20 protein-coding genes are annotated in these 21,830 nt (G+C 71.2%); 9 read left to right on the plus strand and 11 right to left on the minus strand.

What is annotated here, in order from left to right:
* Position 1: 1 nt before the first annotated feature.
* Entirely contained in the window at positions 2-1,105 is a 1,104-nt protein-coding gene (locus ACJX2R_RS31730; RefSeq protein WP_413102923.1) for a questin oxidase family protein, read from the minus strand.
* A 108-nt stretch (positions 1,106-1,213) separates the two neighbouring features.
* Positions 1,214-1,648, minus strand: coding sequence for a hypothetical protein (locus ACJX2R_RS31735; protein ID WP_413102924.1), 435 nt, complete (start codon positions 1,646-1,648; stop codon positions 1,214-1,216).
* A gap of 373 nt (positions 1,649-2,021) precedes the next feature.
* Between ACJX2R_RS31735 and ACJX2R_RS31740 the strand changes: the two genes are divergently transcribed.
* Complete coding sequence (locus ACJX2R_RS31740) at positions 2,022-3,026, plus strand: RNA polymerase sigma factor RpoD/SigA (RefSeq protein WP_210951328.1); 1,005 nt, start codon at positions 2,022-2,024, stop codon at positions 3,024-3,026.
* Between the two features lie 159 nt (positions 3,027-3,185).
* On the opposite strand, the gene ACJX2R_RS31745 is transcribed toward ACJX2R_RS31740, so the two are convergent.
* Positions 3,186-3,923 (minus strand): SDR family NAD(P)-dependent oxidoreductase, encoded by a 738-nt coding sequence (locus ACJX2R_RS31745; RefSeq protein ID WP_413102925.1) that lies wholly within the window; start codon positions 3,921-3,923, stop codon positions 3,186-3,188.
* Positions 3,924-4,219: 296 nt separating this feature from the next.
* Here ACJX2R_RS31745 and ACJX2R_RS31750 point away from each other — a divergent pair, with 296 nt between their 5' ends.
* The 3 genes from ACJX2R_RS31750 (at position 4,220) to ACJX2R_RS31760 (ending at position 8,146) form a co-directional block, all read left to right on the plus strand.
* A complete protein-coding gene (locus ACJX2R_RS31750; RefSeq protein ID WP_413102926.1) occupies positions 4,220-4,981 on the plus strand; it encodes a DeoR/GlpR family DNA-binding transcription regulator in 762 nt (253 codons plus the stop codon).
* Positions 4,978-5,922: a 1-phosphofructokinase gene (gene pfkB, locus ACJX2R_RS31755; protein WP_037948167.1), complete on the plus strand. Its 945-nt coding sequence runs from the start codon at positions 4,978-4,980 to the stop codon at positions 5,920-5,922. The genes ACJX2R_RS31750 and pfkB overlap by 4 nt, the downstream gene beginning before the upstream one ends.
* An 85-nt stretch (positions 5,923-6,007) precedes the next feature.
* A complete protein-coding gene (locus tag ACJX2R_RS31760; RefSeq protein WP_413102927.1) occupies positions 6,008-8,146 on the plus strand; it encodes a fructose-specific PTS transporter subunit EIIC in 2,139 nt (712 codons plus the stop codon).
* Positions 8,147-8,153: 7 nt separating this feature from the next.
* Here the strand turns inward: ACJX2R_RS31760 and ACJX2R_RS31765 are convergent, their stop codons facing one another.
* Together ACJX2R_RS31765 and ACJX2R_RS31770 are read right to left on the minus strand one after the other, a co-directional pair.
* Positions 8,154-9,200 carry an FAD-dependent oxidoreductase gene (locus ACJX2R_RS31765; RefSeq protein ID WP_413102928.1) on the minus strand — a complete coding sequence of 349 codons (1,047 nt, stop codon included), beginning with the start codon at positions 9,198-9,200 and terminating at the stop codon, positions 8,154-8,156.
* A gap of 113 nt (positions 9,201-9,313) precedes the next feature.
* Positions 9,314-10,456, minus strand: a complete 1,143-nt coding sequence (locus ACJX2R_RS31770) for a P1 family peptidase (protein WP_413102929.1) — start codon at positions 10,454-10,456, stop codon at positions 9,314-9,316.
* A gap of 202 nt (positions 10,457-10,658) precedes the next feature.
* Between ACJX2R_RS31770 and ACJX2R_RS31775 the strand changes: the two genes are divergently transcribed.
* Entirely contained in the window at positions 10,659-11,201 is a 543-nt protein-coding gene (locus tag ACJX2R_RS31775) for an AMP-binding protein (RefSeq protein ID WP_243146197.1), read from the plus strand.
* 3 nt (positions 11,202-11,204) lie between these two features.
* Positions 11,205-11,393: a hypothetical protein gene (locus tag ACJX2R_RS31780; protein ID WP_413102930.1), complete on the plus strand. Its 189-nt coding sequence runs from the start codon at positions 11,205-11,207 to the stop codon at positions 11,391-11,393.
* A gap of 7 nt (positions 11,394-11,400) precedes the next feature.
* On the opposite strand, the gene mscL is transcribed toward ACJX2R_RS31780, so the two are convergent.
* The 5 genes from mscL to ACJX2R_RS31805 form a co-directional block, all read right to left on the minus strand.
* Positions 11,401-11,892 (minus strand): large conductance mechanosensitive channel protein MscL, encoded by a 492-nt coding sequence (gene mscL / locus ACJX2R_RS31785; RefSeq protein ID WP_413105988.1) that lies wholly within the window; start codon positions 11,890-11,892, stop codon positions 11,401-11,403.
* 108 nt (positions 11,893-12,000) lie between these two features.
* Positions 12,001-12,675, minus strand: coding sequence for an RcpC/CpaB family pilus assembly protein (locus ACJX2R_RS31790; RefSeq protein ID WP_413102931.1), 675 nt, complete (start codon positions 12,673-12,675; stop codon positions 12,001-12,003).
* A gap of 149 nt (positions 12,676-12,824) precedes the next feature.
* Positions 12,825-13,670, minus strand: coding sequence for an S-methyl-5'-thioadenosine phosphorylase (locus tag ACJX2R_RS31795; RefSeq protein WP_262700537.1), 846 nt, complete (start codon positions 13,668-13,670; stop codon positions 12,825-12,827).
* Between the two features lie 98 nt (positions 13,671-13,768).
* Positions 13,769-14,140 (minus strand): FmdB family zinc ribbon protein, encoded by a 372-nt coding sequence (locus ACJX2R_RS31800; RefSeq protein ID WP_413102932.1) that lies wholly within the window; start codon positions 14,138-14,140, stop codon positions 13,769-13,771.
* Between the two features lie 133 nt (positions 14,141-14,273).
* Complete coding sequence (locus ACJX2R_RS31805; protein ID WP_262700614.1) at positions 14,274-15,761, minus strand: potassium/proton antiporter; 1,488 nt, start codon at positions 15,759-15,761, stop codon at positions 14,274-14,276.
* 253 nt (positions 15,762-16,014) lie between these two features.
* On the opposite strand from ACJX2R_RS31805, the gene ACJX2R_RS31810 reads away from it, so the two are divergent.
* Positions 16,015-18,783: a penicillin acylase family protein gene (locus ACJX2R_RS31810; RefSeq protein ID WP_413102933.1), complete on the plus strand. Its 2,769-nt coding sequence runs from the start codon at positions 16,015-16,017 to the stop codon at positions 18,781-18,783.
* Between the two features lie 135 nt (positions 18,784-18,918).
* On the opposite strand, the gene ACJX2R_RS31815 is transcribed toward ACJX2R_RS31810, so the two are convergent.
* Positions 18,919-19,518: a 5-formyltetrahydrofolate cyclo-ligase gene (locus tag ACJX2R_RS31815; protein ID WP_413105989.1), complete on the minus strand. Its 600-nt coding sequence runs from the start codon at positions 19,516-19,518 to the stop codon at positions 18,919-18,921.
* Between the two features lie 85 nt (positions 19,519-19,603).
* Here ACJX2R_RS31815 and galU point away from each other — a divergent pair, with 85 nt between their 5' ends.
* Together galU and glp are read left to right on the plus strand one after the other, a co-directional pair.
* Entirely contained in the window at positions 19,604-20,506 is a 903-nt protein-coding gene (galU, locus tag ACJX2R_RS31820) for a UTP--glucose-1-phosphate uridylyltransferase GalU (RefSeq protein WP_413102934.1), read from the plus strand.
* Positions 20,507-20,510: 4 nt separating this feature from the next.
* Positions 20,511-21,830: a gephyrin-like molybdotransferase Glp gene (gene glp / locus ACJX2R_RS31825; protein WP_262700542.1), complete on the plus strand. Its 1,320-nt coding sequence runs from the start codon at positions 20,511-20,513 to the stop codon at positions 21,828-21,830.

Here is a 21,830-nt window from a genome sequence, read left to right on the forward strand (position 1 = left end):
GTCAGAGCACCGGGTCGATCATCGCGCAGGCGTGCAGTGCGGCGGCCAGGGCCATCGGGTCCGCGCCCCGGGCGACATCGAGCGCGGTGTCGGTCAGCTTGATGGCGTGCTCATCGCCGTGCGCGGCGGCGTGGGCGAAGACCTCCTCGGGAGTGACGTCCTGCCCATCCACAGCAGACGGCAGCCGGTCGACCGGGAGCGGCTCGCTCGGCGCGTACACCGCCGTGACCGCGGCGCTCGCCGCCCATGCCGCGTCCAGGCTCGGTGCCCACAGCTCGCCCGGCAGCGCGGGCAGGACGCGCAGGACGGCGTTGGGCGCGGTCGCGGCGTGGACCAGCATGATCGGTTCGCCGTGGCCGTGGGTGGCGTAGCGGTGCGTCGCGGCCCGTACGAGCTCGGTCAGCCGTCGGTGCGCCTCCTCGGGCTGGTCGGCGAGGCCGGCGAGCCCGTCGGAACTGGGCGCGGGCTCGGTCGTCGGGGTGGTGGGCGGCCAGGTGGGGAAGGCGGTGAGCCGGGCCAGCCGTTCCCGTATGCCACCGCTCTGGTCGGCGATCGGCTCCACGGCGGCCAGCGCGTCGGCCGCCGACCCGGAGGCGGGGCCCGGCTGCTGTCGGAGCGGCGGCAGCGGGGCGTGGCGGGCGGCCCAGTAGCCGAGGGCATGGGCCAGCTCGGCGGTGCGGGGAGCGGCCGTCGTATCCGGGTCGTCCAGCAGGGTCCGTACGGCGTGGCCGACGCGGATCACCGGATGTGTCGCGCCGCCGGCGATGCCCGGCAGCAGCCGCGGCCACCACACGGCGAGGACGTCCTGCCAGGGGTGGTCGGCGAGTTCCCGGTCGAAGTAGGCGGGCCAGTCGGCGAGCCGGCGTGGATCGCCGAGCGCCTCGTGCCAGTTCTCCTCGGTGATCGCGGCGTACGAGCGCGGCATCTCCTCCAGCTTTTCGCGATAGCGGTCCAGCCAGCGGTGCACGGTGCGCCCCTGGCCGTGGCGCACCAGTGCCTCCACGGCCATCGGCGCGTGATTGCTCAGCCATCCGTGGCGCTCGGGGCCGGAGGCGTGCAGTCGCTCGAGGGCTTCGTCGAGAGTTCCACTCGTGTCGTCTGTCATGACCTCACGCTAGGGAGGGCGGGACGGCCCCCGGAACGGACCGGGGACGGAAGCGTGCGGGGACCAACGACCTAAGCCGGGCCGGGTCCGAGGGCCGCTCGTTGGGGGCTACTCCCGAGGGTGTTCCGCCCGTACGTGGAAGACGTAGAACGACATGCCCAGCATCACGAGCCCCGCCCCCAGCCCGATCCCCGAGGCCCGGAGAACCGAGCCTCCGCTCACGGAGTGCAGAAAGCCGAGCGCACAGCCGAGGACCGTCCCGTAGAGCACGGCCCGGATCTCCGGCATCAGGCCCGGCGTCATCCTGCCGAGGGCGTAGCAGAGCGCCCCGACCACCGCCGCCGACACCACACCGAAGACGGCGGCCGTGGGGATGGTGGAGCCCTGGTTGTGGGCCACGAACATCACCCAGCCGCCGTAGAGCACCGCCAGAACGGCTGGGACGCCCCAGGAGGCGGAGGGGCGCAACTGGAGAGGGAGCCGTGGATGGCGGTGGTGGCGCGCGGGGGCTGTGAGGGCTGTGGGGGCTGTGGGGGCATTCATGGCGGAACCTCCTCGTCGCCGCGTCCCCGCCCTGGCCTGTCAGTTTCCAGCGCACACCCATGCGGAGGGACGGGCAACCCGGCGCGATGGGCCGTACGGGCAACCGGCGGCCCGCGAGATTCGTCTTGACAGATGAGAGAAGGGCGGGAAAGCCGTAACGGGCGACCGTACAGGGGGTCTGACCTGCGCTTCCCGGTGTCTCGGCGGTGTGCTGACCCGCGTGTGGCTGGACAGGATACTGCATGATCGTAAAAACGTGGGGGCCTGATGGGAATTCTGTCCTGATTCCAGTCGTTGTTTCCTTCGGACGGGGCACCCGACACCGGATAGTCCGTCCATAGTCCGCGCCCGATCCATCTGTAAGGGAGCACGCATGGCAACCCGTGCCGTCGCCCGTAATCAGTCCGCCGCCGGTGGTGGCGCTGATGGGGCCAACAGTGTTCGCGCCTCAGGCGGGGAGATCGCCGATCGCGACCTGGTCGGCATGTATCTCGACGAGATCGCTCGCACCCCGTTGCTGGACGCGGCGAAGGAGGTCGAGCTTTCTCAGTCCATCGAAGCGGGGGTGTATGCCCAGCAGATCCTGGACGGGGAGGTTGAGGACACCCCTGCCGCAGGTGCGAGCCGCGAGGAGCTGGAGGCGATAGCCGCCGAAGGTGCCCGCGCCAAGGACATCTTCATCCGCTCCAATCTGCGCCTCGTCGTGGCTGTGGCGCGCCGTTATCCGCGCAGTGGGCTGCCCCTGCTGGACCTGATCCAGGAAGGCAACGCGGGCCTGGTGCGCGCGGTGGAGAAGTTCGACTACACGAAGGGCTTCAAGTTCTCGACCTATGCCACGTGGTGGATCCGTCAGGCCATCACGCGCTCGATCGCGGATCAGTCCCGTACGATCCGGCTGCCCGTCCACCTGGTCGAGGAGCTCGGCCGGATCCGCCGGGTGCAGCGGGAGTTCAACCGTGAGCACGGCCGCGAGCCGGAGCACGCCGAGATCGCCGAGGAGCTCGGCTCCACGATGGAGCGGGTCTCGGATGTGCTCGACTGGGCCCGCGACCCGGTCAGTCTGAACATGTCGGTCGACGACGAAGGGGAGACCCAGTTCGGCGATCTGCTGGAGGACACCTCGGCCGTCTCGCCCGAGCAGTCGGTGATGACGCTGCTGCGCAGCGAGGAGCTGGAGGATCTGATCGGCCGCCTCGACGACCGCACCGCCTCCATCATCAAGGCGCGGTACGGCATCGACGACGGCCGGGAGCGCACCCTGACCGAGGTCGGCAAGCAGCATGGCCTCACGCGTGAGCGGATCCGCCAGATCGAGAAGCACGCATTGCTTGAGCTGAAGAAGATGGCCCGCCAGACCGGTTTCGACGCAGCGGCTTGAGTTCGCAGGCCAGCAGAGCCCAGCCACCAGATCCCCGGCAACCCCTGGACCGAGCCCCGGCGCCTCCCCCCCTGGCGTCGGGGCTCGCTTGTGTCTGTCTGTTGGGTCTGGGGATGGAGGGCGGTCGTTGGGGGGCGGAGAGGATGGCGGACCGACCGGTCAGACGGCGAAGCCGCCGTCCACGGCGATCGACGCACCGGTGATGTAGCGGCCGCTGTCGCCCGCGAGATGGGCCACGGTCGCCGCGATCTCCGTGGTGCGGCCGTAGCGACCGAGGGCGGTGAAGCCGCTTTGGAAGGCGGCGTTCTCGCCGTCGGCCGGGTTCATCTCGGTGTCCACGGGGCCCGGGTGGATCAGGTTGGCGGTGATTCCGCGCGGGCCGAGCTCACGGGCCAGGGCCTTGGTGAGGCCGGTGAGCGCGGTCTTGCTGGTCGCGTAGAGGCTGCCGCCCGGGAAGGCGACGCGCTCCGCCATGCAGCTGCCGATGTTGATGATCCGCCCGCCGTCGGCCATATGCGCGGTGGCGGCCTGCGCCAGGAGGAACGGCGCCCGGACGTTCACGGCGAGCACCCGGTCCACATCGTCCAGCGACAGCTCGGCGATGGGGCCGAGGACGCCGACGCCCGCGTTGTTGACCAGGATGTCCAGGCGGCCGAACTCGGCGGCCGTCCCCTCCACGGCGGCCCGCACCGCCCGCGCGTCGACGCCGTCGGCCTGCACGGCCCAGGCGCGGCGGCCGAGCGCCTTGATCCGGTCGACGACATCCGCCGCGCGTTCGGCCTGGCTGTGGTAGGTCAGGGCGACATCGGCACCCTCCTCGGCGAGCCGGATCGCCACGGCCTCGCCGATGCCCCGGCTGCCGCCGGTGACCAGGGCCGCCTTGCCGTCGAGTGTCATGCCTTCTCCTCTATTCCTTGTGTTCCTGGTATGCGGTAAAGGTCCCGCTATGCGGTGGTCCCGGAGGACATGACTAGATCCTGGCCGGGCGGGCCGTGGAAGTCCGGCGGGATTCGGACGGTGCGCTGGGGCGATGGGCGGGCAGCCAGGGGCGGGTCAGTTTGGGCTGAGGCGATGAGCCACGAAATATGCCCGGTCGAGTTTGTTTGATGCCCGAGTCTGTTTACTTTCCTGCATCGCCCACGTAATCTGGCCGCGAAATCACAGGTTCGGGCATGGAAGGGACGTAAACCCACATGTACGCACCGGAGCGTCAGCAGGAGATTCTCCGGCTCGCCCGCGAGAGCGGGCGGGTGGATGTCCTGTCCCTCGCCGAGGAGTTCCAGGTCACCGCCGAGACCGTGCGGCGTGATCTGCGCGCCCTCGACCGGGCGGGGCTCGTCCGCCGTGTGCACGGGGGCGCCATCCCGGCCGGACGGCTGGACTTCGAGCCCGATCTCGCCGAGCGCGAGTCCACCGCCGCCGATGAGAAGGACCGCATCGCGCGGGCCGCCATCGCCGAGCTGCCGTCCGACGGCAGCGTGATCATCGACGCCGGTTCGACGGCGGCCCGGTTCGCCGCCGCCCTCCCGCTGGAGGCCAAGCTCACCGTCGTCACCCACGCCCTGCCGGTCGCCGCCCGACTCGCCGACCACCCCGGTATCGCGCTGCACCTCGTCGGCGGGCGGGTCCGCCATCGCACCCGGGCCGCCGTGGACGCATGGGCGCTGCGCGGCTACGGCGAGATCAAGGCGGACGTGGTCTTCCTCGCCACCAACGGATTCTCGGTGGACGGCGGGCTCACCACACCCGATCTCGCGGAGGGCGCCGTCAAGAGCGCCATGATCGCGGCGGCCCGGCGGGTGGTGCTGCTCGCGGACTCCGCCAAGTTCGGCCGGGAGCACTTCGCCCGGTTCGGCGGCCTGGACGATGTCGATCTGCTCATCACGGACACCGGGCTCTGCCCCCAGGACGCCCTGGCCATCGAGCGCCGGGGCACGGAAGTGGCACGCGCATGATTCTCACCGTCACCCCCAACCCCAGCCTGGACCGTACGTACGAGATCCCCGCGCTGGAGCGCGGCGCCGTGCTGCGGGCCACGGCCGACCGGGTCGACCCCGGCGGGAAGGGCGTCAATGTCTCGCGCGCCGTGGCCGCCGCGGGGCAGCGCACGGTGGCCGTGCTGCCGCTCGGCGGACCGGAGGGCGCGCTGCTCGCCCGGCTGCTGGAGGAGCTGGGCATCGAGGCGGCGGGCGTGCCCGTGGCGGGCTCGACCCGGGTCAACATCTCCGTGGCCGAACCGGACGGCACCCTCACCAAGCTCAACGCGAGCGGGCCCGAACTGAGCGACGCCGAGGCCGAGGCGGTGCTGGAGGCCGTCCGGACGAGGGTCGAGAGCGCCGACTGGATCGCCTGCTGCGGCAGCCTGCCCCGAGGGCTCGCGCCCGAGTGGTACGCCGAACTGGTGGCGCGCGCCCACCGGGCGGGCGCCCGGATCGCCCTGGACACCTCCGGCCCCTCGCTGACCGCAGCCCTGCGCGAGCGCCCCGATGTGGTGAAGCCCAACGCCGAGGAGCTGGCCCAGGCCGTGGGCCGTCCGCTGGCCACCGTGGGCGAGGCGGTCAAGGCGGCCGAGGAACTGCGCGGGCTGGGCGCCCGCGCCGTACTGGCCAGCCTGGGCGCCGACGGCCAGTTGCTGGTCGACGAGACCGGCGCGTACTTCGGCACCGCCCGGGTCACCGCCGTGCGCAGCAACGTCGGCGCGGGCGACGCCTCGCTCGCCGGATTCCTCGCGGCGGGCGGCTCCGGGCCCGCCGCACTCGCCTCGGCCGTGGCCCATGGAGCGGCCGCGGTGCAGTTGCCGGGCAGCGCCATGCCGACTCCGGCCGACCTCGACCCGTCCGCCGTGGTCACCACGTCGGACATCCCGCTGGACCGTGTGCTCAAGGAGCCCGCGTGACCGGCCGACCCCACTCCCACCCCCCAGTCCCCACTCCGTCCGCCCGCCTCCCCCAGGGCGGCACCGCACACAAGGGAGCCGCGAGATGAGTGAGCTGATCACCGCGGATCTGGTCGACCTTGACCTGTCCGCCGACACCAAGGAAGCCGCCGCCCGGTCGCTCGCCGAACGCATGGTCGAGGCCGGCCGGGTCACCGACCTCGACGGCTTTCTCGCCGATGTGGCGGCGCGCGAGGAACAGATGCCGACCGGCCTGGACGGCGGCATCGGCATACCCCACTGCCGCAGCGCCCATGTCACCGAGCCGACCCTGGCCTTCGGGCGCAGCGCGGCCCGGATCGACTTCGGCGCGGCGGATGGACCGGCCGATCTGATCTTCCTGATCGCCGCCCCGGCGGGCGCGGACAGCGACCATCTGACGATCCTGTCGAGCCTTGCGCGGCAGCTGATGAACGCCGACTTCACCGGTGCACTGCGCTCGGCCGACCAGCCCGAACAGGTGGCCGCCCTGATCCGCGGCGAGGAGCCCGCCGCTGCTGAGCCTGCCGCTGCGGAACCTGCTACGGCCGAGCCCGCTCCGGCTGAGCCTGCCGCCTCCGACTCGGCTGCGTCCTCCGACTCGGCTGCGTCCTCCGACTCGGCCGTGTCCTCCGACTCGGCCGTGCCCTCCGATGCCTCCCAGACCGCCTCGGAGCCGGTGGCCCCCTTCCGGATCGTGGCCGTCACGTCCTGTCCCACCGGTATCGCCCACACCTATATGGCCGCCGAGTCGCTGGAGAACGCCGCTCGCGAGGCCGGGATCGAGCTGGTGGTCGAAACTCAGGGCTCGGCCGGATTCGACAAGCTCCCCGCCGCCACCATCGCCGCCGCGGACGCGGTGGTCTTCGCGCACGATGTGGAGGTGCGGGAGAAGGCCCGCTTCGCGGGCAAGCCGACCGTGGACGTCGGGGTGAAGGCGGCCATTAACCGCCCCGCCGAGCTCATCGCCGAGGCGCGCGGGAAGGCGGCGCGGGGCGAGATCGCCGCACCGGCCGACGGCGCGGCGGAGGGTTCGGCGCCGATGGACACCGACGGTGCCGCCGGTGACCGCTTCGGCACCCGGCTGCGCAAGTGGCTGATGACGGGCGTCAGTTACATGGTCCCGTTCGTCGCGGCGGGCGGTCTGCTGATCGCGCTCGCCTTCGCGATCGGCGGCTACGAGATCGCGAGCGCCAAGTCCGTGGCGGACCACTTCGTGTGGACCGAGACCAGCAGCTGGGCGGCGCTGCTCTTCCAGATCGGGAGTGCGGCGTTCACCTTCCTGGTGCCGGTCCTTGCGGGCTATATCGCCTACGGCATGGCCGACCGGCCCGGTCTGGTCCCCGGCTTCGTGGGCGGCTACATCGCGACCACCATCAAGGCCGGATTCCTCGGCGGTCTGGTCGCGGGTCTGATCGCGGGCGCGGTCGTCATGGCCATCCAGCGGTTCAAGGTCCCGGCGTCGCTGCGCGGCATCATGCCGGTGGTGGTGATCCCGCTGATCTCCTCCGCGATCGTCGGTGTCCTGATGTTCGTGGTGATCGGCAAGCCCATCGCCTCCGCGCAGGAGGCGATGACCGACTGGCTCAACGGCCTCTCCGGCGCCAACGCCATCGGCCTCGGCGTCCTCCTCGGCCTGATGATGTGCTTCGACCTGGGTGGCCCGGTCAACAAGGTGGCCTACGCCTTCGCGACCGGCGGTATCGCGGTGTCGGACCCCTCCACCGGAAGCCTCAAGATCATGGCCGCGGTGATGGCCGCGGGTATGGTCCCGCCGTTGGCGATGGCTCTCGCCACCACCGTGCGCGGACGGCTGTTCACCAAGACCGAGCGGGAGAACGGCAAGGCCGCCTGGGTGCTGGGCGCCTCCTTCATCAGTGAGGGCGCCATTCCGTTCGCCGCGGCGGATCCGCTGCGGGTGATCCCCTCCTCGATGGTGGGCGGTGCCGTCACCGGTGCGCTGTCGATGGCGTTCGACTGCACGCTGCGCGCCCCGCACGGTGGCATCTTCGTGGTCCCGCTGATCGGCCAGCCGTTCCTCTACCTGCTGGCCATCGTGGCGGGCACGGTGGTCTCGACCGGTCTGGTGGTCTTCCTCAAGGGGCTGCGGAAGACGGCGGAGCCGGGGGCCACCGGCCAGCCGGGCGGTGGTGCCGCCACGGGCGGCACCACCGAGGACGAGTCGAAGGTGGCGGTGGCGGTCTGACCGCATCTCAGTCACCCCCTGTCGGGTCCGGCGGCCCGCCCACCTCCGTGGGCGGGCCGCCGGTTTCGATGGGCAGACCGCGCGAGGCGTAGTAGGCGCCGAGCGCGGCCTCGCCACCCGACCCCATGGCGGTCGCGATCCGCTGGAAGCGGACCGACCGCAGATCACCGGCGGTGAAGACCCGGGGATGCTGGCTCCCGGGAGGGCAGTACCCGGACCGGTCGGTGGCCACGGCCCCGGCCGGGGGCGCCGGGGCGCTGCCCAGGTTGAGGAAGGCGAGATCGGCCATGAGCGTCCGCCGCTCGCCCCCCACCGTCTCGACCTCGGCGGTGACCGGTGCCGACGTGGAGACCGGAGCCGACGTGAACACCGGGGCCGACGTGGACCCGGGCCCCAACTCCAGCCGCCGCACGGCCACCAGCTCCACCCGGGGGTCCCGCCGGATCTCCTCGGTCTTGTAGGCGTCCTCGGGCGGATACGCCACCACAAAGCGGGCCCTGAGCTCCGGATGAGCCCGCGCCACGGTACCCAGGGGCCGGTCTGCCCCCAGGACCAGCACCGTCCGGTCGTCGATCGTGTCCGGTTCTGCCTCCCACAGCCGCGGCAGCGCCCGGCCCGCCGCACCCCCGAGCCATCCCGCGCCCTCGGGGCCCAGCGGCCCGACCCCCGTGGCGACGACCGCATACGGAGCGGTCAGCCGCGAGCCAGGAGCCCGACCGGAACCCGTGGCCTCCACCGTTTCCACAGGCTCCACGGACTCCACCGGCTCGACCGTGACCTCGACACGGTCGTCGAAGGCATCGATCAGCGTGGCGCGGTGGCCCAGCTCCACCCGGCACAGATCGCACTGCGCCAAGTCGGCCGCGATCGCCGCCGCCAGGTCTGGGCCGTTGGTGACGGTGAGGACATTGCGCACCACCGGGATGCGCCGCAGCGCCCCGCAGAGGGCGCCGCCCGACTCGATCAGCACCGAGCGCATTCCCACGCTCGCCGCCATCACGGCGGCGGCGCAGCCAGCCGGGCCGCCGCCAACGATCAGCAGATCCGTATCCATCCGAAGCGCCCCCCTTCTCTTCATCGCTCCGGCCCGCTTCTCCCGAGCCGGACGCTTTCTTCCCTCCGGCCCTCGCGGCTTACCGGCTGGACGCTTCCCCCGGCCCTCGCGGATCAGAGGCCGTAGAGATCCCGGTACGCGGGGAAGACACCGCCCGGGCCGTCCACGGTCTCCGCCGCGAGCACCGCCTTGACCACGGCCCGGGTCAGCACATCCGCCCCGGCCGCCAGGATCTCGTTCAGCGCACCGCTCTCCCGGTGCACCCCGAACGCCGGATCGCCGGCGTCCTCGGGGTCGCCCTCCGGTATCAGCGGGCGTCCGCAGGTGGCGAGGGCGAAGACCGTGTCGCCGTCGGAGAGCAGATGCACCGGCCGGATGGCCCGCGCCAGACCGTCGTGCGCCGTCCCCGCGAGCTTCTGCGCCTGGGCCCGGGTGAGCACGGCGTCGGTGGCGACCACGGCCAGCGTGGTGTTCAGCGGAGGCCGCACCGACGCGGCCTGCCGCCGCTCCGACTCGGCCCGCGCGGCGGCGAGCCGACGCATCGCCTCCACGTGCACGGCCGCACCGGGCCGGTGCGGCCCGCCCTCCTCCGACGGCCCGTAGTGCTCCCCGTACAGCGCACCCGTACCGGGATCGACGACCGATCCGGCGGCGTTGACCACCACCAGCGCGGCCACCGTGACGCCGGACGGCAGCACCATGGAGGCCGAACCGGTGCCGCCCTTGAGCCCACCGGCCACCGCGCCCGTACCCGCCCCGACATTGCCCTGTGCGACCGGAGCCCCCGTTTCCGAACCGGCCGCCGCCTCGATCGCCTCGCGCCCCAGCGCGGCGTCCGGGCGGGCCCGCCAGTCGCCGCCCCGGCCCAGGTCGAAGAGGGCGGCGGTCGGGACCACCGGAACGACCTGCGCAGGATCGGGGCCGACCCGGAAGCCCCGACCGTGGTCGTCCAGCCAGGAGGCCACCCCCGAGGCGCTGTCGAGTCCGAAGGCGCTGCCGCCGGTCAGTACGACGGCGTCGACGCGCTGGACCAGATTGCGCGGATCGAGGGCATCGGTCTCCCGGGTGCCCGGCCCGCCGCCACGCACATCGACGGCGGCGACCGCACCGCCCTCGGGGGCCAGCACCACGGTCGTCCCGGTGAGCCGGCCGCCGCCGGACCGCTGGGCATGGCCCACCCGCAGTCCGTGGATATCCGTCAGGCCGTCTGCCGCACCGGTGGGAACTGATTCGAGGTTTGTCTGCTCGTCATCCATGGAAGCTATGCGTAGCACGGGAAGCCATGGCATGGTCCAGTAGTGAGGCGCGCGCCACCTCCGTGTCCGCCCTTCCGCGATCGCCGCCGAAGCGCGCCGGACGGGATGAGGGGCTCTCATATAGAGGGCGTTCATCAGACGTTGATGGCTTGGCAGCAGTCTGAGCTGTATGCCGTTCGCCCCCGTCCGAAAGAAGACCGCCGTGCCCCGTACGTCTCGGACGGAGGAGCTCCCGACACCGGCCGCCGACCCTCGGCGGGCCGCCCGGGTGGCCCTCCGCTGGATCAGCGAGCCGGACTGCACCGAGGAGCTCACCCATGCCGAGCTGCTCGACCAGGCGGCCCGGGCCGCCGCCGCGCTCACCCGGCTCGGCGTCCGCGCCGGGGACCGGGTGGCGGTCCATCTGCCGCTGGTGCCCGAGTCCGTGATCGCCACGCTCGCCTGCGGCCGGCTCGACGTCGTCCGTGCCAGCCTCCCCGTGGGGCTGCGCCCCCATGAGTTGCGCGACCGGATCAGGGAGGTCGGCGCCAAGGTCGTGATCACCGCGGACGCCGGGCAGCACGGCGGGGAGATACAGCCGCTCAAGCGCCATGTCGACCGGGCGCTGGCCGGCTGTCCCGAGGTGCGGTCCGTACTGGTGGTCCACCGGCTGGCCTGCCCGGTGTCCTGGAGGCCCGGGCGTGACCTGTGGTGGCACGACGAGCTCGGCCGATACACCGAGCCGCTGCCCGGGCCGTACTCTTGAGGCATGAGCACCGCCCCTGCCCCTGGACCGCGCGATCCGGCCGCCTCGCTGATCTTCGACGATCCCTTCGCGCAGCGGTCATCGGACGATACGGACCACGGGTGGGGCGAGCGGGTTCCCGGCGGCGACAGTGCCGACGATGCCGCTGATCTGGCCCGGTTCCTCGACGAGAAGCCGCCCCACCACCTCTGACGGATTCCTAGGCGCTGGAGCCGCTGCCGCCACCGTCCCGGGCGGTGGCGCGCTGTGCCACCAGCTCGTCGCGGATCTCGCGCAGCAAGATGATCTCCTCGGCGTCCGCGACGGCCTGCTCCTCCTCCGCCTTCGCCTCTTTGGCGGCCTTCCGCGCCAGATAGCGTGACATCGGCAACACCATCAGGAAGTACACCACCGCCGCAGTGATCAGGAAGGTCAGCACGGCGGAGAGCACGCTTCCCCAGAGGATCTGGATGCCGTGGACGATATCGCCCGTGGCGTTGGTCTCGCAGGGCGCCTTGAGACAGGAGCGGTACTTCTCGAGGTCCTTCGTGCCGAAGGCTCCGACTATGGGGTTGATGAGGCCCTTCACTATCGAGTTCACGACGGCGGTGAAGGCGGCTCCGATGACGACCGCGACGGCCAGATCGATCACGTTGCCGCGCATCAGGAAGGCTTTGAACCCTTCCATGACGCTCTTCTTCTCCTCGGTCACCTTCTCCTGGCTCAACCCACTGCCTCTCTTTCGCCGCTTCGGTGCTTGAGCGGACGGTTCCGCAACCTACACCCGCAGGTGAGAGGGGCATCAGGGGAGTCGGGGGAGTCAGCAGCGGCATAGCGTCACCGCCAGTCGGGAGTCGGCAGCGGCCCCGGCCAACGCGGTGGCGTCCGCTCGCGGCACCGTCAGCACCACCAGCGCCCCGCCGCCGTCCAGTGCCCTACTGTCGAGCGTGCCGCCGCCGTCCAGTGCCCCGTCGCCGCTCGCATCCGCGTCCGGATCGGGCTCCGGCGCGGCGCCGTCGGCCCGGCCGTCCGTCGCGCGGGCGCTCCGCGCCCCCGGCACCTCGGCCACCCGTACCCCACGCGCGACCACCCGGGCCGTGGTACCGGACGACCGGGTCCGTGCGGTGTCCGGAAGCGGTGTGGCCAGCACATCCACCCGGTCGCCGGGGTGCAGCAGCCGTACCGCCGCCGCGTCGGCGATCCGGACCGGCGCCGAGACCATCGCGGGGCGCGGACCGCCCCTCCGCTCATCACCCGCGGGCGCGGGCGCCCGGGAGGACACCGCGTCCGTGTGCCCCCGGCCGGACGGTGCGGCAGCCGCGAGTGCGGCGGCCGTCAGCGCCAGCCCGGCCGCCATCGCACGGCGGCGTCGCCGCACTGTCCGCCGCAGCCCGAATCCGCCGGTGCGTCCGGTGCGCACCGGGTCGAAGCGGGGCACCGCGCGGGCTGGGGGAGCGGAGCGGGGTAACGCGAGGGTGGGGGACGGATGGGACATGGCACATCACCGCCTGCCGTGAGGGTCCGGGTGCTTCTGGCCCCCTCACCATGCCCGTCCCCGCCCGATCCCGCTCCGGCCTGTGGACGGCCACCGGGCTGTGGAAAACTCGGCCACCCGCGCGAGCGACACCCGCCCCCGCGCCGCGCCTACGGAAGCTCGATCCCCAGGTCCCAGCCGTCGTGCGCGTGTGTGCACAGGCAGTCCCGGGCGGAGGTCTCCGGAAGCCTGCCCACCGCGTCGAAGAGCACCTCGCGCAGTCGGCCCACATTCTCGCCGAAGACCTTCAGCACCTCGGTGTGGGTGACGCCCTCGCCGGTCTCGACCCCCGCGTCCAGGTCGGTGACCAGCGTCAACGACGTGTAGCAGAGGCCCAGTTCACGGGCGAGCACCGCCTCCGGGTGGCCCGTCATGCCGACCACCGACCAGCCCTGCGCCGCATGCCAGCGCGATTCGGCGCGGGTGGAGAAGCGCGGTCCCTCGACCACGCACATCGTCCCGCCGTCCACCGGCTCCCAGCCGCGTCCGCGCGCCGCGTCCACGGCCGCCTTCCGGCCCACCGGGCAGTACGGGTCGGCGAATGTGGTGTGCACCACATTCGGGATCCGGCCGTCCGGCAGCTGTTCGCCGTCGAAGTAGGTCTGGGCACGCCCCTTCGTGCGGTCCACCAGCTGGTCCGGGACGAGCAGCGTGCCGGGTCCGTACTCCGGCTGTAGCCCGCCGACCGCGCACGGGCCGAAGACCTGCCGCACCCCGAGCGAGCGCAGGGCCCAGAGGTTGGCGCGGTAGTTGATGCGGTGCGGCGGCAGATGGTGTTTGCGGCCGTGCCGCGGAAGGAAGGCGACCCGTCGCCCCTCGATGTCACCGAGGACGAGCGAGTCGCTCGGCGCCCCATAGGGAGTCTCCACGGTGATCTCGGTCACGTCGTCGAGGAACGTGTAGAACCCCGACCCCCCGATGACCCCTATGTCTGCTTGCCTGCTGGTCTCGACCATGTGATCACCCTAGCCACCCGCGCCCACGCGAACGACACCCCGCCGCCTCCCGGGGGAGCGGCGGGGTGTCGATGAAGCCGAAGAACCAGGCGGCCGGATCAGGCGGCCGAGCTCGACGTCGAGGACGACGAGGGTGTCGAAGACGACGAGGGTGACGTCGACGACGAAGACGTCGAGGAGGAGGACGAGGAAGACGAGTCCGAGGACGAGGAAGACGACGAAGAGGACGACGAGTCGGAGCTGTCGCTCTTCGCCGCCGGCTTGCTGGAGCCGCCACTCGAGCTGCTGGAAGAGGAGCGGCTGTCGTTCCGGTAGAAGCCGGAGCCCTTGAACACGATGCCGACCGCCGAGAACACCTTCTTCAGGCGTCCCTTGCAGCTGGGACACTCGGTGAGCGCGTCGTCGCTGAACTTCTGCACCGCCTCGAGGCCCTCGCCGCACTCGGTGCACTGGTACTGGTAGGTCGGCACGTTCATCCTCCTGGCACTCTCACTCAATGAGTGCTAACGACGCTCCATAGTGCAGTATTCCCGCCCGTCAGTCCACTGGGACGAGACATACGGTGATCGAACACACCGCCCGAGGCGGTCTCCGGCAGGCCCCTCAGCCCGCTCCCGTGCCCAGCCAGCCCGCCAGTTTGCCGCCCCGGCCCACCGCCCGCAGCCGCCGCTCCGCCGCGTCGCGCACCGGGTCCGTGGCCACCACCAGCAGTTCATCGCCGCGCCGCAGCACCGTGGAGGGCAGCGGTACGAAGCTGGTCTCGTCCCGGACCACCAGGGTGACCGCGGCGCCCGGGGGCAGCCGCAGCTCGCCGACCTCGACGCCGTGCATCTTGGACGACTGGGGGATCGACACCGACAGCAGATGGCCGCGCAGCCGCTCCAGCGGCGCCGACTCGATGCCCAGGTCGGCCGGTTCGGGTTCCTCGAGCCGCAGCCGGGGGGCGAGCCAGGGCAGTGTCGGGCCCTGGACCAGGGTGTAGACGATCACCAGCACGAAGACGATGTTGAAGATCCGGCGGCTGTCGGGCACATCGCTGACCATCGGGATGGTCGCCAGCACGATCGGCACCGCCCCGCGCAGCCCGGCCCAGGACAGCAGTGCCTTCTCCCGCCAGGGCAGCCGGAACGGCGCCGTGCTGACCAGGACCGACACCGGACGGGCCACCACGGTCAGCACCAGCCCCACCGCGAGGGCGGGCAGGATGTCATCGCCCAGTTCATGCGGGGTGACCAGCAGCCCCAGCAGGACGAACATCCCGATCTGGGCGAGCCAGCCCAGCCCCTCGGCGAAGCCGCGCGTCGCCGGCCAGTGCGGCAGCCGTGCGTTGCCCATGATGAGCGAGGCGAGGTAGACGGCGAGGAAGCCGGACCCGTGCGCCAGCGAACCCTCCGCGTAGGCGGTCACCGCGATGGCGATCACCGCGATCGGGTACAGACCCGAGGCGGGCAGCGCCACATGCCGCAGGCCGTAGGCGCCCAGCCAGCCGACCGCGATGCCGATCACCGCGCCGATCGCCAGCTCCAGGGCGATCGTGCCGACCAGGGAGTACCAGGACTCCATGGGGCCCTGGCTGGAGAAGGCGACCACCAGGATCACCACAGGGGCGTCGTTGAAGCCGGACTCGGCCTCCAGGACGCCCGTGAGCCGCTTGGGCAGCGGCACCGTGCGCAGCACCGAGAAGACCGCCGCCGCGTCCGTGGACGACACCACCGCGCCGATGATCAGCGCCTGCCGCCAGTCCAATCCCACCACGTAGTGCCCCGCCGCCGCGGTGATCCCCACGCTCACCGCGACGCCCACGGTGGACAGGACGGCGGCCGCCGGCAGGGCGGGTTTGATCTCGCCCCACTTCGTGCCCAGACCGCCTTCGGCCAGGATGACGACCAGCGCGGCGTAGCCGAGGATCTGCGTCAGCTCGGCGTCGTTGAAGGTGACGCCGATCCCGTCCGTGCCGATGGCGACGCCGATCCCGAGATAGATCAGCAGCGTGGGCAGTCCGCTGCGCGATGACACCCTTACGGCCGCCACCGCGAAGAGCAGGACGAGGGAGCAGATCAACAGCAGCTCATTGAGGTGGTGAACAGTCAGGGGCCGACCCTTTCTCGCGGGAGCGGAGGGAACGCTGCGAAGGGGTCCCCACCGACCGGAACTTCATTGCCTTACCTAACATTTTACGGGATCTTGACGCGAGCCTCCCACGAGAAGGCTTCACCGAGGTGTACGAGCCCGGGGCGGTGGCCGGTGCAGGGCGTCAGTCATGACTCCGCGTAGGGGCGGCGACAGCGCTGCGCCTATGGTTGCTCCAGCACTCCAGGTTCACCCTGCCCCTCGAAGGACAGCGATGCCCGCCAACACAACCGGCTCTTCTCCCAAAAAGAAGAAGAGCCGACGTCTCCGCCTGATCGTGATCGCAGTCGTGCTGCTGCTCGTCGGGGGCGTCGGCTACGGCGCGTACTGGAGCATCAGTACCGTTCGAGCCTCATTCCCGGAGACCACGGGATCGCTACAGCTGAAGGGGTTGTCCGGCCCCGTGCAGGTCAAACGTGACGGCTACGGGATACCTCAGATCTACGCCGGCACCCCCGAGGACCTCTTCCGCGCCCAGGGGTTCGTCCAGGCCCAGGACCGCTTCTGGGAGATGGACGTCCGCCGTCATATGACCGCGGGCCGGCTCTCGGAGATGTTCGGTTCCGGCCAGGTGGAGACCGACGCGTTCCTGCGCACCATGGGCTGGCACCGGGTCGCCAAGCAGGAGTACGAAACCAAGGTGTCGGCCGCCACCAAGAAGTATCTGCGGGCCTACTCCGACGGCGTCAACGCCTACCTCAAGGACCACCAGGGCGACGCGCTGTCCGTCGAGTACGCGGCCCTGGACTTCAAGAACGACGGCTACAAGCCCGAGAAGTGGACCCCGGTCGACTCGTTGGCGTGGCTGAAGGCGATGGCATGGGACCTGCGCGGCAACATGCAGGATGAGGTGGACCGGGCCCTGGCCTCCAACCGGCTCAGCGCCAAGCAGATAGACGAGCTCTACCCGTCCTACCCGTACAGCCGGAACAAGCCGATCGTCCAGGGCGGCGCCGTCAACGAGGTCACGGACGAGTTCGACCCCAAGGGCACCCCGGCCGGCTCCACGGGCGGCACGGGCGGCACCGGCTCGGTGGACGGAGGGGCCACCGGAGCCGCTCAGGGGCTACAGACGCAGCTGTCCTCGCTCTCCAAGACCCTGGACGACGTCCCGGCGCTGCTGGGCCCGAACGGGACCGGTATCGGCTCCAACTCGTGGGTGGTCTCCGGCAAGTACACGACCACCGGCAAGCCGCTGCTCGCCAATGACCCGCACCTGGCGCCCCAGCTGCCGTCCGTCTGGTACCAGATGGGGCTGCACTGCAAGCGGGTCAGCAGCGCGTGTCCGTACGACACCGCGGGCTTCACCTTCGCAGGCCTCCCCGGTGTCGTCATAGGTCACAACCAGGACATCAGCTGGGGCATGACCAACCTCGGCGCCGACGTCAGCGACCTGTACCTGGAGAAGGTCACCTCCGACGGGTATCTCTACGACGGCAAGCAGGTTCCGTTCACCACCCGCGAGGAGACCATCAAGGTCGCGGGCGGTGCGAGCCGTAAGATCACCGTCCGCACCACCAACAACGGCCCGATCGTCTCCGACCGCGACGACGAGCTCGCCGGCGTCGGTAAGAGCGCCCCGGTGGGCACCGGCGCCGATGACGTGGCCCCCGACCGTGGCGACGGCTACGCGGTGGCGCTGAAGTGGACCGCGCTGACCCCGTCCAACACCATGGACTCGGTCTTCGAGCTCAACACCGCCAAGAACTTCAGCGACTTCCGTAAGGCGGCCCGCGACTTCGCGGTCCCCTCCCAGAACCTCATCTACGCCGACACCAAGGGCAACATCGGCTATCAGGCGCCCGGCCAGATCCCGGTGCGCTCCGAGGGCGACGGCCGCTACCCGGCACCCGGCTGGGACTCGCGCTACAAGTGGAGCAAGTACGTCCCGCAGTCGGCGCTGCCCTGGGAGCTCAATCCGGATCGCGGCTATATCGTCACCGCCAACCAGGCCGTCATAGACAAGAAGAACTACCCGTATCTGCTGACCGACGACTGGGGCTACGGCGCGCGGAGCCAGCGCATCACCGACCTCATCGAGTCGAAGATCAAGGACGGCGGGAAGATCTCCACGGACGACATGCAGTCCCTTCAGATGGACAACAGCAGTGAGATCGCCAAGCTGCTGACGCCCTATCTGCTGAAGATCGACGTCAAGGACGACTACGTACGCGAGGCCCAGAAGCTGCTGGAGAGCTGGGACTACACCCAGGACTCGGACTCGGCGGCCGCCGCCTACTTCAACGCCGTCTGGCGCAACACCCTCAAGCTGGCCTTCGGCGACAAGCTCCCCAAGGAGCTGCGGGTCAAGGGCGAGTGCCTGCGGGTGCGCCCGGCCGACGACTCGGGCCCGCTGGAGGATCTGAACGGCAACACCCGGCTGGTGCGCGAATGCGGTAAGCGCGACCCCGACATGGCCCAGCCCGACGGCGGCGACCGCTGGTACGAGGTCGTGCGCAAGATCATCAAGGATCCGAAGAACGACTGGTGGAAGACGGCGGGCAGCCGCAACAAGCCCGGCGCCACCAACCGTGACGAGTTGCTGGGGCAGGCCATGCGGGCCGCGCGCTCGGAGCTCACCGCCAAGCTGGGCAAGGACATCAACAGCTGGAGCTGGGGTCGGCTGCACCGGCTGACGCTGAAGAACCAGACCCTGGGCACCGACGGTCCCGGCGTGGTGCAGTGGCTCCTCAACCGGGGCCCGTGGAACCTCTCCGGCGGCGAGGCGGCGGTCAACGCCACCGGCTGGAACGCCGCGGGCGGCTACGACGTCACCTGGGTCCCCTCGATGCGGATGGTCGTCAACCTCGACAACCTCGACAAGTCGCGCTGGATCAACCTCACCGGCGCCTCCGGCCACGCCTATAACGCCCACTACACGGACCAGACCGAGAAGTGGGCGAAGGGCGAGCTGCTGCCCTGGGCGTTCAACAAGAGCGCCGTGGACAAGGCGACGGAGGACGAGCTGGCGCTCACCCCGTAGTGCCCCATGGAGCACCCAAGGCCCCGCACGGGGCACCGAAGGGTCCGGTGGCCGTCTGAGGGGCGTTTCCGCCCCCGGTCGGTCCCGGGCCCCTTCGATCCTCGCGGCCCCGCCGACAGGCGCCTCCTGGCGCCTTCAGCGGGGCCGCGGCGTGAAGCGGTGGAGGCGCGACGGCGTCACCGCCGCGTGCACCGGACGGTCGTGGGCCTCCTCGGGCACCTCGTCCAGCAGCTCGCCGTCGTACAGCAGCACCACCAGCGCCGGATCGGCCCCCGCCGCCGCCAGCCGGGCCAGCACCCGGTCGTACGAGCCGCCGCCGCGGCCCAGCCGCATCCCGCGCCGGTCCACCGCGAGGCCGGGCAGCAGCACCACGTCCGCTCCGGTCACCGCCTCGGGGCCGAGCCGCGGCCCCTCGGGCTCCAGCAGGCCGCGCCGTGCGGGCGCCAGCCGGCCGGGCCCCTCGTCCTCGCCCCAGTCGAGATCGTCGTCCTCGAGCAGCACCGGAAGCAGCACCCGGACCCCGCGGGCGCGCAGGGCCTCCCTCAGAGCGTGCGTGCCGGGCTCGCCTCCCACGGACACATAGGCCGCCACCGTGGCCGCCCCGGCGAGCTCGGGAAGCTCCAGGGCGCGACACGCCAGAGCGGCGTCGGCCGTCTCGATGTCATCCGCCGTCAACCTGGACCTCATCGTCAGGTGATGTCTCCGCAATGCGCGCTTACTAGCGTCGGTGTTGATCACTGGGTGCGCAATCTCCCTGTCTCATGCCATATTCACCGAATACTCATCATCTGTCCCAAAGGCACCGGATAGGGTTCGGTACATGACTCAATCGCGTACTCGGATCAGCAAGGCTGTCATCCCTGCCGCGGGACTCGGAACCCGCTTTCTTCCGGCCACCAAGGCCACCCCCAAGGAGATGCTGCCGGTCGTCGACAAGCCGGCGATCCAGTACGTCGTCGAGGAAGCAGTCACCGCCGGGCTGTCCGATGTCCTCATGATCACCGGTCGCAACAAGCGGCCCCTGGAAGACCACTTCGACCGCAACTACGAGCTCGAAGAGGCCCTGACCCGTAAGGGCGACGAGACCCGACTCGCCCGCGTCCAGGAGTCCAGCGACCTGGCGACCATGCACTACGTGCGCCAAGGAGACCCCAGGGGTCTCGGCCACGCCGTGCTCTGCGCCGCCCCGCACGTCGGTGACCAGCCCTTTGCCGTCCTCCTTGGCGACGACCTCATTGATGCCCGCGACCCGCTACTGGCCCGCATGGTCGACATCCAGGAGCGGCACGGCGGCAGCGTCATCGCACTGATGGAGGTGGACCCTGCACAGATCCACCTCTATGGCTGCGCGGCCGTCAAGCCGACCGTGGACGACGACGTCGTCCAGGTCACCGGTCTGATCGAGAAGCCCGACCCCGCGGACGCGCCCAGCAACTACGCCGTCATCGGCCGCTATGTGCTCGACCCGGCCGTCTTCGGGGTGCTGCGCGAGACCGAGCCGGGCCGCGGTGGCGAGATCCAGCTCACCGACGCCCTGCAAGCGCTAGCCTCCAGTCCGGACCTCGGCGGCCCGGTGCACGGCGTCGTCTTCAAGGGACGCCGCTACGACACAGGCGACCGTGGCGACTATCTGCGTGCCATTGTCAGACTCGCGTGCGAACGTGAAGACCTGGGCCCGGAGTTCCGGGAATGGCTTCGCAGTTACGTCACCGAGGAGATGTAGCACCTTGAGCAGCACCGCAGAACGGGCCGCCGACCGCGGCCCGGACCAGGACCGGGTCTGGACGGTGGCCGAGCACCTGGACGACATCCTCGGGCATGTCCATCCGCTGGAGCCGATCGAGTTGCAGTTGCTCGAGGCCCAGGGCTGCGTCCTGGTGGAGGACGTCACCGTCCCCGGCGCGCTTCCGCCGTTCGACAACAGCTCCATGGACGGCTATGCCGTCCGTACGGCTGACGTCGCGGCCGCGACCGAGGACCATCCCGCGGTGCTGACCGTCATCGGCGACATCGCGGCGGGCAGCGGTGACCTGCCCGCCGTGGGCCCGGGCGAGGCGGCCCGGATCATGACCGGTGCCCCGGTCCCGCCCGGCGGCCAGGCCATCGTCCCCGTCGAGTGGACCGACGGCGGACTCGACAGCGGGCCGGTCACCCATATGCCCGCGCGGGGCTCGGACCCCCACGGCGGCAGCGGCAGGGTGCGCGTCTTCCGCCCGGCGCGGGAGGGCCAGCACGTGCGCACCCGGGGCAGCGACGCGGACGCGGGCGAGCTCGCGCTGCGCGCGGGCACGGTCCTGGGCGCCTCGCAGCTCGGACTGCTGGCCGCGCTCGGCCGCGCCACCGTGATGGTGCGGCCCCGGCCGCGGGTGGTGGTGCTCTCCACCGGCAGCGAGCTGGTCCAGCCCGGTGAGGAGGTGGGCCCCGGCCGGATCCACGACTCCAACAGCTTCCAGCTCACGGCCGCCGCCCGGGAGGCCGGTGCGATCGCCTACCGGGTGGGCGCGGTGGCCGACGACGCCGCCACGCTGCGTGCCGCCGTCGAGGACCAGCTGGTCCGCGCCGACATCGTGGTCACCAGCGGCGGTGTCAGCGTCGGCGCCTACGACGTGGTCAAGGAGGCGATGCACGAGGTGCACTTCCGCAAGCTGGCCATGCAGCCCGGCAAGCCCCAGGGCTTCGGCCGCGTCGGCCCGGAGAACACCCCGCTGATGGCCCTGCCCGGCAACCCGGTGAGCTCGTACGTCTCCTTCGAGCTCTTCGTGCGCCCCGTCATCCGCACCATGCTGGGCAGCGCCGACGTCCACCGCACCACCGTCCAGGCGGTCTGCCCCGAGGGCGTCGCCTCCTCGCCCAAGGACAGGCGCCAGTTCCTGCGTGGCTGGTACGAGCCGGCCACCCTCGACGGGCCGGCCACCGTCAGCCCGGTGGGCGGCGCGGGATCGCACCTGATCAAGGCCATGGCGCACGCCAACGCGCTGATCGTGGTCCCCGAGGACGTCGCCCAGGTCGCCCCCGGCGCCGAGGTGGACGTCGTCCTGCTGGCCTAG

The sequence above is a fragment of the Streptomyces sp. Inha503 genome, from assembly GCF_047215865.1.
Classification (GTDB): domain Bacteria; phylum Actinomycetota; class Actinomycetes; order Streptomycetales; family Streptomycetaceae; genus Streptomyces; species Streptomyces lycopersici.